This window comes from Streptomyces ardesiacus, from assembly GCF_003112575.1.
In the GTDB taxonomy this organism is placed as follows: Bacteria; Actinomycetota; Actinomycetes; order Streptomycetales; family Streptomycetaceae; genus Streptomyces; species Streptomyces ardesiacus.
The window spans coordinates 591,119-602,269 of record NZ_BEWC01000008.1 but is presented as its reverse complement, the minus strand read 5'-3'; the positions used below and the strand labels follow the sequence as shown (position 1 = coordinate 602,269).

Genomic DNA, 11,151 nt, shown 5'->3' with positions numbered 1-11,151 from the left:
ACCGCCGCCCCGGAGGCGCAGAAAGGGATGAGCACCGTGACACGACCCAGGATCCTGGTGGTCGGAGCAGGTTTCGCCGGCGTGGAGTGCGTCCGTCGTCTGGAACGCAGGCTCGCGCCGGAGGAGGCCGAGATCACTTTGGTGACGCCGTTCTCCTACCAGCTCTACCTGCCGCTGCTGCCGCACGTCGCCGCCGGCGTGCTCACGCCCCAGTCGATCGCGCTCTCCCTGCGCCGCAGCCGCAAGTACCGGACCCGCATCCTGCCGGGCGGTGCCATCGGGGTGGACCTCAAGGCCAAGGTCTGCGTGGTGCGCGGCATCACCGGCCGGATCGTCAACGAGCCGTACGACTACATCGTGCTGGCGCCCGGCAGCATCACCCGCACCTTCGACATCCCGGGGCTGACCGACCACGCGTTCGGCATGAAGACGCTGGCGGAGGCCGCCTACATCCGCGACCACGTCATCTCGCAGCTCGACATCGCCGACGCCAGTCAGGACCCGGCGGAGCGTGCCGCCCGGCTGCAGTTCGTGGTGGTGGGCGGCGGCTACGCGGGCACCGAGACCGCGGCGTGTCTGCAGCGGCTGACGCACGCGGCCGTCAAGCGCTACGCGCGCCTGGACCCGGCCCTGATCAAGTGGCACCTGATCGACATCGCGCCGAAGCTGATGCCGGAGCTGGGCGAGCAGCTCGGCCGGGACGCGCAGCAGATCCTGACGCGGCGCGGCATCGAGATCTCCCTGGGGGTCTCCATCGCCAAGGCCGGGCCGGAGGAGGTCACGTTCACGGACGGCCGGGTGGTGCCCACCCGCACGCTGATCTGGACGGCGGGTGTGGTGGCGAGCCCGCTGATCGCCACGCTGGGCGCGGAGACGGTCAAGGGGCGGCTCGCGGTGACCGCGGACATGTGCCTGCCGAACCACGACGGGGTGTTCGCGCTGGGCGACTCCGCGGCCGTGCCCGACCTCGCCAAGGGCCAGGAGGGCGCCGTCTGCCCGCCCACCGCGCAGCACGCGATGCGGCAGGGCCGGCACGTCGCCGAGAACATCATCGCCACCCTGCGCAACCAGCCGATGCGGCCGTACGTGCACAAGGACCTCGGTCTCGTCGTCGACCTCGGCGGCGCCGACGCGGTGTCCAAGCCGATGGGCGTCGAGCTCAAGGGACTTCCCGCGCAGGCGGTGGCGCGCGGCTACCACTGGTCGGCGCTGCGCACGGGCGTGGCCAAGGCGCGGGTGGCGGCCGACTGGACGCTCAACGCGATCGCCGGGGACGATTTCGTGCGCACCGGTTTCCAGGCCCGCAAGCCGGCCAAGCTGAAGGACTTCGAGTACACCGACGCCTACCTGACGCCGGAGCAGGTGCGGGAGCAGGTGAAGGGGGCGGACCGGGCGGAGTTGTGACCCCGGCCCGCCCCCGCGGCCCGTACCGGACCGGGGCATGACATGCTGAGAAGTGGATCTCGGCGTGAACCGGCCGGGAGATGGCTGGAACCGGCTCCAGGAGCCGGCGGTGAATCGGGAGAGTGTTCGGCGGCGTGAAGGCAGCGGGAGGTTCGGCGCGGACACGGCTGCGGGACCGCGTCGCCGCCTCCGACCCGGGGCTGTTGCGGCTGACGGCGGGTCTGCGGACGGTCGGCGCCATCGCGCTGACGCTCGGCGTGCTCGCCGCGTTCGGCGTGGACGTCAAGCATCTGGTGGCGGGCGCCATGGCGGCGATGGTCGCGACCTTCGCCATCCGGGAGAAGGAGCCGGGGCCGCAGGCCGTCACGCTGGCGCTCGGCCTGCCCGTCGCGCTGGCCTCGGTCTCGCTGAGCACGCTGCTCACCTCGCGGGTCGTGGTCGGTGACGCCTTCTTCGTCGTCCTGATCTTCTGCGCGGTCTTCGTCCGCCGGTTCGGCGACCGAGGAACCGCGCTCGGACTGATCGGCTTCCAGGTCTACTTCGTGTCGCTGTTCGTCGGCGCGAAGGTGTCGGGGCTGCCGGGGCTGTGGGCCGCCATCGCCGTGGCGTTCGCCTCCAGCGCGGTGGTGCGCTTCGGGGTGGTCCCGGCGACGCCCGCGCGCATCCTGCGGCTGCTGCGGCAGGCGTTCCGCGCCCGGCTGGCGCAGCTCATCGCGACGCAGATCGAGTTGCTGGACGCCGGTCCCGACGCCATCGACAAGACGCTGGAGCGGCTGCGCGACGGCACCGCGCGGCTGCACGAGACGGCCCTGCTGATCCAGTCCCGGCTGGAGGAGGGCACGCCCGACGCGTCCACGGCCCGCCTGGTGCAGCGGCGCATCGCCGACGCCGAGATCGCCGCCGAACGCCTCGGCCTGCTGCTGCTGACCGCGCGCAGCGCCGAGCGGGCGGACACGCTGACCCTGCATCTGCCGGGCGCGCCCGCTCCGTCCGTCGGTCATTCGCCCGCGCCGGGTGAGGCCACGGAGCGGCTGCGCCGCGACCTGACGGCGCTGCGCGTCCTGGTGCTGCGCCCGCCCGCGGAGGCGCGCGGCACGGCGTTGTCGCATCTGCGCAACCGGCTGCTCGGCTACCGCGACGAGGAGAACCTGCCCGAGGCGACGGCGGCCGTCCAGGACGTCTTCCGCGGCATCGGCGAGACGGCGCGCGCCGTCATGGGCCTCAGGATCGCCCTGGACGGACCGCAGGACGAGTCCGACGACTCACCGGCCACCGCCCGTTCGCGCGAGGAGCTGGACGCCGAGGACGCGGCCATCGACGCCGGTGAGGAGGCGGCGCCCCAGGAGGAGCAGACGGGGCTGCGGCGGCCCACCACGCGGGCCGCGGTGCAGGTCGCCGTGGGGTCCTCGCTGGCCATCGTCGGCGGGGAGTTCCTGTCCACCCAGCGCTGGTACTGGGCGGTGCTCACCTGCTGGATCGTCTTCATCAACACCGCCTCGACCGGCGAGATCCTGGTCAAGGGCTACCGCCGGCTGCTCGGTACGGTGCTGGGCGTCGTGGCGGGCATCGTGCTGGCCGGTCTGGTGGGCAACCACACCTGGACCGCGTTCGGTCTGGTGCTGGTGCTGATCTTCGCGATGTTCTACACGGCGCCGCTGTCCTACACGCTGATGTCGTTCTTCGTCACCGCGATGCTCGGACTGCTGTACACGCTGCTGCACACCTACAGCATGTCGGTGCTGCTGCTGCGGGTGGAGGAGACGGCGCTCGGCGCGGCCTGCGGGATCGTGGCGGCGGCGCTGGTGCTGCCGATCCGCACCCACCGGCGTACGAACGAACTGCTCGGCACGGTGCTGGAGCGGCTCACCGAGGTGACCGAGGGCGCCGTCGACCAGCTCAGCGGCGGCCCCGCGGCCGACCTGCTGGACAAGGCACGGGAGCTGGACCAGGCGCTCGGCGATCTGCGCGGGGCCACCCAGCCGCTGACCCATCCGATCACGCCGCTGCGGGCCCGGCGCGACACGGCGCAGTACGTGGTGGCGCTGCTGGAGACCTGCGCCTATCACGCGCGGTCGCTGGCGGCGACGGCCGAGCTGCTGCCCACCCATCCGTCGATCGCGGCGGACCCGCGGCTGCGCGGCGCCGTGCGGCGCACGGTGCGCAACATCGAGGCGATCACCGCCCGCCTCGCCGACGACGACGCCGGCACGGAGGTGGAGACCGGGCCGAGCATCGCCTCGCTGCTGGAGCCGGACGCCGCCGGGGTGCCCCGCTACGGCCGCATCACCGGCCGGGTGCTGCGGCACCTGGAGCGGCTGGACGAGGCGGTGGTCGGTCTCGCCCGGCCGCTGGGGGTGCCCGTCAAGGCGCCGCAGCGGTGACGGCCCCGTCGGGTGCCGGGGATCAGAAGTCGCTGGGCAGACCGCTGGCCTCGGCGATGCCGCGCAGTTCCTCGTTCTGCTGGTGGCGTTCCCTGAGGTAGTCGGCGATCTCGCCGAGCCGCTCGGGGTCGGAGGCGGTGGCGGCGTCGGTGACGACCCGGACCGGTCCGGTCTCGTCGGTGTCGATCTCGACGACCTCGTTGTCGAGACGTCCGGTGACGGCGGTGGCGATGACGAGCGCGGCCTCGTCCCTGATCTCCTGGGGCAGCGCCTCGGCGTTGTCCCCGTCCAGGGAGAAGTCGATGGTCGGCATCTGCTGCTCGTCGATCGCCTGGAGGACCGGTTCCACCACGCTGAGCAGGAGCTGGTAGTCGTCGTTCGGCATGCGCACGCGCAGGAGGTCGAGGTAGACGTCCACGGGACGTCCGTCCGGCGGAGGAATCTCGTGTTCGTTCATTCGCCCCGTGTTCCCCGTGCCGGGCCGCTCAGACCCGGCGCAGGCGCGCGAGCGCGAAGGAGAAGACGCCGAACAGCACCAGGCCGGCCGCGACCAGGCCCAGCAGCCAGGGGCCGAGGGGGGTGCCGGCGAAGGAGCGCAGGGTGTCGTCCATCCCCTTGACCCGGCCGGGGTCGTAGTCGACGGCGGCCCGTACGGCGAAGGCGCCCGCCCCGGCGAAGACGAGACCGCGGGCCACTCCGCCGCCGACGCCGGTGACGTCGACCAGCCGCCGGGTCCGGGGGCCGAGCGCGCCGGGCTTCAGCTTCCTGCGGTAGGTGCGGCGCACCGCCTGGACGCCGATGACGACCCCGGCGACGACGATCGCGGCCCCGGCCAGGCCCACGAGCCAGCGGCCGGCGGGCAGCTCCATCACCCGCGCCGTGACGTCCCGGGACTGCCGGTCGCCGGAGCCGGAGCCGCTGCTCCCGGCCGCGAAGGCCAGGACGGAGTAGGCGACGAACGCGTAGAAGACGCACCGGACGGCGGCCGGCAGGCGCTTCCTGGCGGTGTGGCCGTCCTTGCCGGTGGCGCCGAAGAGCGCCTCGGACAGCCGCCACAGGGCCATGCCGACGAGTCCGGCGCCGAGCGCCCACAGCAGCACGGCCCCGAACGGCTTGTCCGACAGCTCGGCCAGGGCGCCGCCCCGGTCCGCCTGCCGGTCGCCGTCGCCGAGCGCGATCCGCAGGGCGAGGACGCCGACCAGCAGGTAGATGACGCCGCGGGCGGTGAGCCCGGCGCGGGCGGCCCCCTCGGCCGCCGACCCGTTCGCGGCCCGTCGGACGCGGCTGCGGCCGGTGACGGCCAGGACACGTGCGTTCATGTGCATCCCCTCCCCGGGTCCGGATGCCCCGGCCCGCTCCGCGCACACCGCGCGGCTGCCCGTACGGCGCGGGCCCGGGACGGGCGTCCGTGGGTCGCGCCGCTGTTTCGTCCCCCGGTCCCCCGGTCCGTCGGTCCGTCGGTCCCTCGGTCCGGCCGTCCCTCGGTTTCCCGTGTGCCTCGCCCTCAGTCCCCCACGCCCGCGTGCGTGCCGCCGGGCACGGGGGCCGCCGGCTCCAGCGCGTCCGCCAACTGGCTCCGGGCGGCCTCCAGGGCCCGCCGTACGTCCCGCGTGCCGGTCGACACGCACAGCGTGTACGCGAGGTCCCGGGTCCGCGGACCCGGTTCGCCGGCCGCGCCCGCGGGCTCGGCCACCGCGGCCGCCTCGTACTCCGCGAGGAGCCTGCGCAGCACCTCGGGGTGTGGCATCAGCATCCGTCTCGTCCCTCCCTGGTCCCCCGTCCTTTGGGGCGTGCCGTCCGTGCGCGCCCTCACGTGCGCACCGCGCGGCCCGGACGGGCGGCCCGCTCCCCCATCGCCTCGTCGCGCACCCGGGCGCAGCTGCGGCTGATGAGCCGCGAGACGTGCATCTGCGAGATGCCCAGGCAGTCGGCGATGCGGCTTTGCGTCATGTCCTCGAAGAAGCGCATGTAGAGGATGGCGCGCTCGCGCTCGGGCAGCCTGCGCAGACCCTCCTTGGCGGACTCGCGGTCGATCACGGTGTCGTACGAGCCGTCCGCGGCGCCGAGGGTGTCGGCGAGGCTGTAGCCGTCGTCGCCGGCCGACAGTTCGGCGTCCAGCGACAGGGTGCTGAAGCTCTCCAGCGCCTCCATGCCGGCGCCGACCTCTTCCTCGGTCAGCCCGGTGTGGGCCGCGAGGGCGGCCACCGAGGGCTCGGGGCTGCCCGGGCTCTGGGCGAGCTCCCGGCGGGCGATGCGCACCTTGTTGCGCAGTTCCTGGACCCGGCGGGGCACCCGCAGGGCCCACATGCGGTCGCGGAAGTGGCGCTTGACCTCGCCGGTGATGGTGGGCACGGCGTAGCTCTCGAAGGCTCCCCGCCCGGGGTCGAAACGGTCGATGGCCTTGACCAGGCCGAGCGCCGCCACCTGGCGGAGGTCCTCCAGGGATTCGCCGCGGTCCCGGAACCGCCCGGCGATCCGGTGGGCCATGGGCAGCCAGGCCGTGACCAGTTCGTCGCGCACGGCGTCCCGCTCGGGCCCGTCCGGCAGTTCCGCGAGCCGGCCGAAGAGGGCCATGGTGTCGGGGGCGTCGTCGTGACGACGGCGGGCCGGGGCGGCGGGGTCGGCGGACTGGGGGGTACCGGGACGGATGGTGGGCGTTTCTATGAGCATGCGGATTCGCTCCTGAACGGTGGTCTCAGGGGACTTTCCGCGGGAACGGCGCTGTCCGGGTCGCCCCGGCACAGCCGGAGTACCGAAACAGCCGTACCGCTCCCGCTGCTGCGCCTCCGGTCCGAAGCACGAAACTGCGACTGCCCCTGCCCCGGTGGAACAAACTCCGCTTTTCCAAAAGTCATCAGGACAGCGGAACGACCACGGTGATGCACTTGCCTTCCGAGGGAAGGTCTGCCACGCGGACCTCGCGGGCCAGACGGCAGACGATCGGCCAGCCGTGGCCGCCCAGGCGCCGTCGGCCGCGGTCGTCGGTGGGCGGTACGGCCACCGGGAGGTCGCGGCTGCGGTCGCACACCGACAGCCGTACTCCGGGGTGCGCGCCGGGTTCGACGACGTCGACCCGGAAGTCGGTGACGCCGCCGCCGTGCAGGATGGCGTTGGTGGTCAGTTCGGAGGCCACGAGCACGGCGTCCGACAGGGCGCCCACGTCGCACGGGGCGTGGATGCCGCGGCATGCGGTGACGGCGTGCTCGACCGCCCGGCGCGCGTCGGCGGGCCTGCACGGCCGGTCCCGGCGGTGTGTGCCCGTGGCCCGCTGGTCGACGGGCCGGGTCGTGTCCCTCTCGCTCATCCGTCAGCTCCCTGGTCGGTGGACGGTTCGGTTCGGCCGTGGGTGCCGTACTGCCCCGTCACTGTCGGCTCACCTCTGCGGGTACCGGCAAACCTCGGGTCCTCCGTGCGGCCCACGGGCCATCCGGGCGCCGTGCGGGGGTACGCGGAGTGCATGACGGATGTTGTGGACTCGGACGAACTGCTGCGCCGCATGCGCCGGGCCAGGGCGTGTGCGCTGGAGGAGAGGCGGAGCTGGCGGGCGCGCAGCGAGGCGCTGCGCCCCACCGACCCGGAGGGCTCCCGGGAGGCCGCCGTGCGGACGGTGGCCTACGAGGCGGTCCTGCGGGTGCTGGACGAGGTGCTGACCCCGGGCCGTGGCCCGCGGGTGAGGGACGACGGGGCGGATTGACGCGCCGCCGGGAGGGAAACCGGGCGGCATGACAGCCGATCACCGCCGCGCACCGGTCCTGGAAGCCCTCGTCGAGTACCGCCGCGAAGGGCGGCTGGCGTTCACGCCGCCCGGGCACAAGCAGGCGCGCGGCGCGGACCCCGCGGTGCGCGAGGTGCTGGGCGACGCGGTGTTCCTCGGCGACGTGCTGGCGACGGCCGGGCTGGACGACCGGCTCACCCGGGGGCGGGTGCTGCAGCGCGCCCAGGACCTGATGGCGGACGCCGTGCACGCCGATCACACGTTCTTCTCGACGTGCGGGAGTTCCCTGTCGGTGAAGGCGGCGATGCTGGCGGTCGCGGGTCCGCACGAGAAGCTGCTGATCGGCCGGGACGCCCACAAGTCCGTGGTGTCGGGGCTGATCCTGTCCGGCATCGCACCGGTCTGGGTCGAGCCGAGCTGGGACGCCGGGCTGCACCTGGCGCACCCGCCGTCCGCGGATGCCTTCGAGGAGGCGTTCGCCGCCCATCCCGACGCCAAGGGCGCCCTGGTCACCAGCCCGACGCCGTACGGTGCGAGCGCCGACCTGCGGGCCGTCGCGGAGGTCTGCCACCGGCGTTCGGTGCCGCTGATCGTCGACGAGGCGTGGGGCGCGCATCTGCCCTTCCACCCCGACCTGCCGTCCTGGGCGATGGACGCGGGCGCCGACGTCTGCGTGACCAGCATCCACAAGATGGGCAGCGGTCTCGAACAGGGCTCGGTGTTCCATCTGCGCGGCGACCTGGTGCAGCCGAAGCTCCTCGGCATGCGCGCCGACCTGCTGAGCACCACCAGCCCCTCGGTGCTGATCTTCGCCGGTCTCGACGGCTGGCGCCGCCAGATGGCACTCGGCGGGCAGGAGCTGATGGGCGGGGCGCTGAAGCTGGCGGCCGACGTGCGTACGGCGATCGAGGGGATCGGCGGCATGCACGTCAACGACCGCGACGACTTCTGCGGCCCCGGCAGGGCCCACGGCTTCGATCCGCTGCCGGTCGTCGTCGACCTCGACGGACTCGGCATCTCGGGTTTCCAGGCGGCGGACTGGCTGCGCGAGCACCGCGGCGTGGTCGCGCACCTCACCGACCACCGCCGCATCGGCGCGCAGATCACCCACGGCGACGACCGGGAGACCGCGGACGAGCTGCTCACCGCCCTCAAGGACCTCGCCCGCGCCGCCCCCGGTATGGCGCCCGCGCCGCGCGTCGCGGTGCCCTCCCCTGCCGAGCTGCGGATGCCGCAGGCGCACCTGCCGCGGGACGCGTTCTTCGGCCCCACCGAGGACGTGCCCGTGGAGCGGGCCGCCGGCCGGATCGCGGCGGAGATGATCACGCCGTATCCGCCGGGCATTCCGGCCGTCCTGCCGGGCGAGAGGCTGGCCGAGCCGGTGCTGCGCTACCTGCGCAGCGGTCTGGAGGCCGGGATGTACCTGCCGGATCCGACCGATCCGGCGCTGGAGACGATCAGGGTCGTCGCGGAGCGTGACAGCCGGGGCGCGGACCGTGGGGCGGCTCAGTGAAACGGGTCACTCGCCCCGGTACCGGTTTCATGGAACCCCCAGAGATGGTTTAGCGTTCATCCATACGTGGCGACGGAGTCGACGGGAAGTCCTCCGCGGTCACCGCTCACGGCCCTGGCCGGCCTCCCCCGTCCGGCCAGGGCTTTTTCATGTCCTTTGCGCGCCCTCGCGTCCCCGTCCCCGCCTCCCGCACACAATCCGCACGGGAACCCTCGTCCGCCGAGGTGCTCAGGGCGCCGGCAGCGACTGAAATGGACATAGGGAAAGCCCCGGAATCGAATCGCCGGCGAGGAGCCCCGTGCCATGACCAAAGCGATCAAACTCCTGAACGCCCTCCCCCTCCCCCAGCGCGCGCGGCTGATGGAGCTGGCCCAGGAGGTCGTCTTCCCGGAGGACACGCGGATCTTCGAGGCGGGGGGCAGGGCGGACCGTTTCTGGGTCATCCGCTCCGGCGCGGTCTCCCTGACGCAGCGGGTGACGTCCCTGCAGCGGGTCACGGTCGCCAGCCTCGGTGTGGGCGACCTGCTCGGCTGGTCCTGGCTGTTCCCGCCCTACGAATGGGACTTCGGCGCCGAGGCGTTCAGCCCGGTGCGGGCCCACGAGTTCGAGGCGGCTGCGGTGCTCGACCTGTGCGAGCGGGATCCGCAGCTCGGCATCGTGCTGGTGCGCACGGTCGCGGAGATCCTCGCGCACCGGCTGGAGAACACCCGGGCCCGGCTCATCGAGCACTACGCGCTGCACGGACACGGCACCCTGTGAGGCGCCGTCAGACCCGGTAGCGGCGCAGCGCCGGCATCGCGGCGGCCAGGGCCAGCATCACCGCCACGACCAGCAGCCCGCCCCCGGCCACGGCCTCCCGCGCGCCGAAGGCGGAGCCCGCCCCGCCGTGCAGGACGTCGGCGAGCCGCGGGCCGCCCGCCACGACGACGGTGAACACGCCCTGCATGCGCCCGCGCATCTCGTCGGTGGCCGCGGACAGCAGGATCGCGCCCCGGAAGACCATGGAGACCATGTCGGCGACACCGGCCACGGCCAGGAACGCCACCGCGAGCCACAGGCTGCCGCTCAGCCCGAAGCCGGTGATGGCGGCGCCCCACACCACCACCGCGCCGATCACCATCCAGCCGTGCCGGCGGGCCCGCGAGAAGGTGCCGGAGAACAGCCCGCCGGCCACCGCGCCGATGGGAATCGCCGCGAACAGCAGGCCCAGCGCGAGCCCCTCGCCCCACGGGGCGTAGGTCTCGGCCGCGAGCTGCGGGAACAGGGCGCGGGGCATGCCGAGGACCATGGCGACGATGTCGGCCAGGAAGGAGAGCAGCAGCACCTTGTGCCCGGCGATGTAGCGGAAGCCCGCCACGACCTCGCGCACGCCCGCGCGCCGCACCGCCGCGGCCGCCGTCGGAGGCAGTGCGGGGAGCCGGTGGACCGCCCACACGGTGACGCACAGGGCCAGGGCGTCGATGAGGTACAGCTCGGGCAGTCCGATCAGCGGGATCAGCGCACCGGCGAGGAGCGGGCCGACCACCTGCCCGGTCTGCATGACGGTCGAGCCGAGGGCGTTGGCGGCGGGCAGCTCGTCCTCGGGCACCAGACGGGCGATGGAGGCGTTGCGGGCCGGGGCGTTGAGGCCCCAGAAGGCCTGCTGCAGGGCGAGCAGGAGCATCAGGGCGGCCACCGACTCCAGGCCGGTGACCGCCTGTATCCAGAAGAGCAGGGAGGTCACCGCGATGCCGGTGTTGGTGATCAGCAGCAGCTTGCGGCGGTCCATGGTGTCGGCCACCGCGCCGCCCCACAGCGCGAACACGACGAGCGGCACGAGTCCGGCGAGGCTCGCGGCGCCCACCCAGGCCGAGGAACCGGTGATGTCGTAGATCTGCTTGGGCACGGCGACGGCGGTGAGCTGGCTGCCGACGGCCGTGACGATGGTGGAGGACCAGAGTCTGCGGTAGGCCGGGCGGCGCAGGGGGCGGGTGTCCATGGCCCAGCGGCGCCACCCCCGCCGCTGCCCGTCCGGTGCCGGGGCCGGGACCTTCGCCCCGGGCGCGGTGCCGCTCTCACTGCTGCTCTCGCTCGTGTCCACGCGCTTCCTACATGCTCGGTACATCTTTCGGTGCGGGGATCACTATCGCAGCTCCGCC

11 protein-coding genes are annotated in these 11,151 nt (G+C 73.5%); 5 read left to right on the top strand and 6 right to left on the bottom strand.

Annotation, left to right across the window (positions count from 1 at the left end; genetic code table 11):
• Nucleotides 1–27 precede the first annotated feature (27 nt).
• Complete coding sequence (locus Sdi02f_RS27800) at nucleotides 28–1,404, top strand: NAD(P)/FAD-dependent oxidoreductase (RefSeq protein WP_030403907.1); 1,377 nt, start codon at nucleotides 28–30, stop codon at nucleotides 1,402–1,404.
• A 134-nt stretch (nucleotides 1,405–1,538) separates the two neighbouring features.
• Nucleotides 1,539–3,785 carry an FUSC family protein gene (locus Sdi02f_RS27795; protein WP_030403906.1) on the top strand — a complete coding sequence of 749 codons (2,247 nt, stop codon included), beginning with the start codon at nucleotides 1,539–1,541 and terminating at the stop codon, nucleotides 3,783–3,785.
• A gap of 22 nt (nucleotides 3,786–3,807) precedes the next feature.
• Here the strand turns inward: Sdi02f_RS27795 and Sdi02f_RS27790 are convergent, their stop codons facing one another.
• The 5 genes from Sdi02f_RS27790 to Sdi02f_RS27770 all read right to left on the bottom strand — a co-directional run bounded on the left by Sdi02f_RS27790 (nucleotide 3,808) and on the right by Sdi02f_RS27770 (nucleotide 7,089).
• Nucleotides 3,808–4,242, bottom strand: a complete 435-nt coding sequence (locus Sdi02f_RS27790; protein WP_030403905.1) for a hypothetical protein — start codon at nucleotides 4,240–4,242, stop codon at nucleotides 3,808–3,810.
• A 28-nt stretch (nucleotides 4,243–4,270) separates the two neighbouring features.
• Nucleotides 4,271–5,104 carry a DUF1206 domain-containing protein gene (locus tag Sdi02f_RS27785; RefSeq protein ID WP_030403904.1) on the bottom strand — a complete coding sequence of 278 codons (834 nt, stop codon included), beginning with the start codon at nucleotides 5,102–5,104 and terminating at the stop codon, nucleotides 4,271–4,273.
• Nucleotides 5,105–5,289: 185 nt separating this feature from the next.
• Nucleotides 5,290–5,538: a DUF5133 domain-containing protein gene (locus tag Sdi02f_RS27780; RefSeq protein ID WP_030403903.1), complete on the bottom strand. Its 249-nt coding sequence runs from the start codon at nucleotides 5,536–5,538 to the stop codon at nucleotides 5,290–5,292.
• Nucleotides 5,539–5,594: 56 nt separating this feature from the next.
• Entirely contained in the window at nucleotides 5,595–6,455 is an 861-nt protein-coding gene (locus tag Sdi02f_RS27775) for a SigB/SigF/SigG family RNA polymerase sigma factor (protein WP_030403902.1), read from the bottom strand.
• A gap of 184 nt (nucleotides 6,456–6,639) precedes the next feature.
• Nucleotides 6,640–7,089: an ATP-binding protein gene (locus tag Sdi02f_RS27770; RefSeq protein ID WP_030403901.1), complete on the bottom strand. Its 450-nt coding sequence runs from the start codon at nucleotides 7,087–7,089 to the stop codon at nucleotides 6,640–6,642.
• 153 nt (nucleotides 7,090–7,242) lie between these two features.
• Here Sdi02f_RS27770 and Sdi02f_RS27765 point away from each other — a divergent pair, with 153 nt between their 5' ends.
• The 3 genes from Sdi02f_RS27765 (at nucleotide 7,243) to Sdi02f_RS27755 (ending at nucleotide 9,772) form a co-directional block, all read left to right on the top strand.
• Nucleotides 7,243–7,479, top strand: coding sequence for a hypothetical protein (locus tag Sdi02f_RS27765; protein ID WP_030403900.1), 237 nt, complete (start codon nucleotides 7,243–7,245; stop codon nucleotides 7,477–7,479).
• Nucleotides 7,480–7,507: 28 nt separating this feature from the next.
• Nucleotides 7,508–9,013, top strand: coding sequence for an aminotransferase class I/II-fold pyridoxal phosphate-dependent enzyme (locus Sdi02f_RS27760; RefSeq protein WP_108934213.1), 1,506 nt, complete (start codon nucleotides 7,508–7,510; stop codon nucleotides 9,011–9,013).
• Nucleotides 9,014–9,316: 303 nt separating this feature from the next.
• Nucleotides 9,317–9,772, top strand: a complete 456-nt coding sequence (locus tag Sdi02f_RS27755) for a cyclic nucleotide-binding domain-containing protein (protein ID WP_030403898.1) — start codon at nucleotides 9,317–9,319, stop codon at nucleotides 9,770–9,772.
• A 7-nt stretch (nucleotides 9,773–9,779) separates the two neighbouring features.
• On the opposite strand, the gene Sdi02f_RS27750 is transcribed toward Sdi02f_RS27755, so the two are convergent.
• Nucleotides 9,780–11,093: an MFS transporter gene (locus Sdi02f_RS27750; RefSeq protein WP_031081393.1), complete on the bottom strand. Its 1,314-nt coding sequence runs from the start codon at nucleotides 11,091–11,093 to the stop codon at nucleotides 9,780–9,782.
• Nucleotides 11,094–11,151: the final 58 nt, after the last annotated feature.

Excerpts from the sequence above, each read along its gene's own strand:
- Sdi02f_RS27770 (WP_030403901.1), bottom strand. The coding sequence starts at position 7,089 with ATGAGCGAGAGGGACACGACCCGGCCCGTCGACCAGCGGGCCACGGGC.
- Sdi02f_RS27755 (WP_030403898.1), top strand. The coding sequence starts at position 9,317 with ATGACCAAAGCGATCAAACTCCTGAACGCCCTCCCCCTCCCCCAGCGC.
- Sdi02f_RS27760 (WP_108934213.1), top strand. The coding sequence starts at position 7,508 with ATGACAGCCGATCACCGCCGCGCACCGGTCCTGGAAGCCCTCGTCGAG.
- Sdi02f_RS27780 (WP_030403903.1), bottom strand. The coding sequence starts at position 5,538 with ATGCTGATGCCACACCCCGAGGTGCTGCGCAGGCTCCTCGCGGAGTAC.
- Sdi02f_RS27765 (WP_030403900.1), top strand. The coding sequence starts at position 7,243 with ATGACGGATGTTGTGGACTCGGACGAACTGCTGCGCCGCATGCGCCGG.
- Sdi02f_RS27785 (WP_030403904.1), bottom strand. The coding sequence starts at position 5,104 with ATGAACGCACGTGTCCTGGCCGTCACCGGCCGCAGCCGCGTCCGACGG.
- Sdi02f_RS27800 (WP_030403907.1), top strand. The coding sequence starts at position 28 with ATGAGCACCGTGACACGACCCAGGATCCTGGTGGTCGGAGCAGGTTTC.
- Sdi02f_RS27775 (WP_030403902.1), bottom strand. The coding sequence starts at position 6,455 with ATGCTCATAGAAACGCCCACCATCCGTCCCGGTACCCCCCAGTCCGCC.
- Sdi02f_RS27790 (WP_030403905.1), bottom strand. The coding sequence starts at position 4,242 with ATGAACGAACACGAGATTCCTCCGCCGGACGGACGTCCCGTGGACGTC.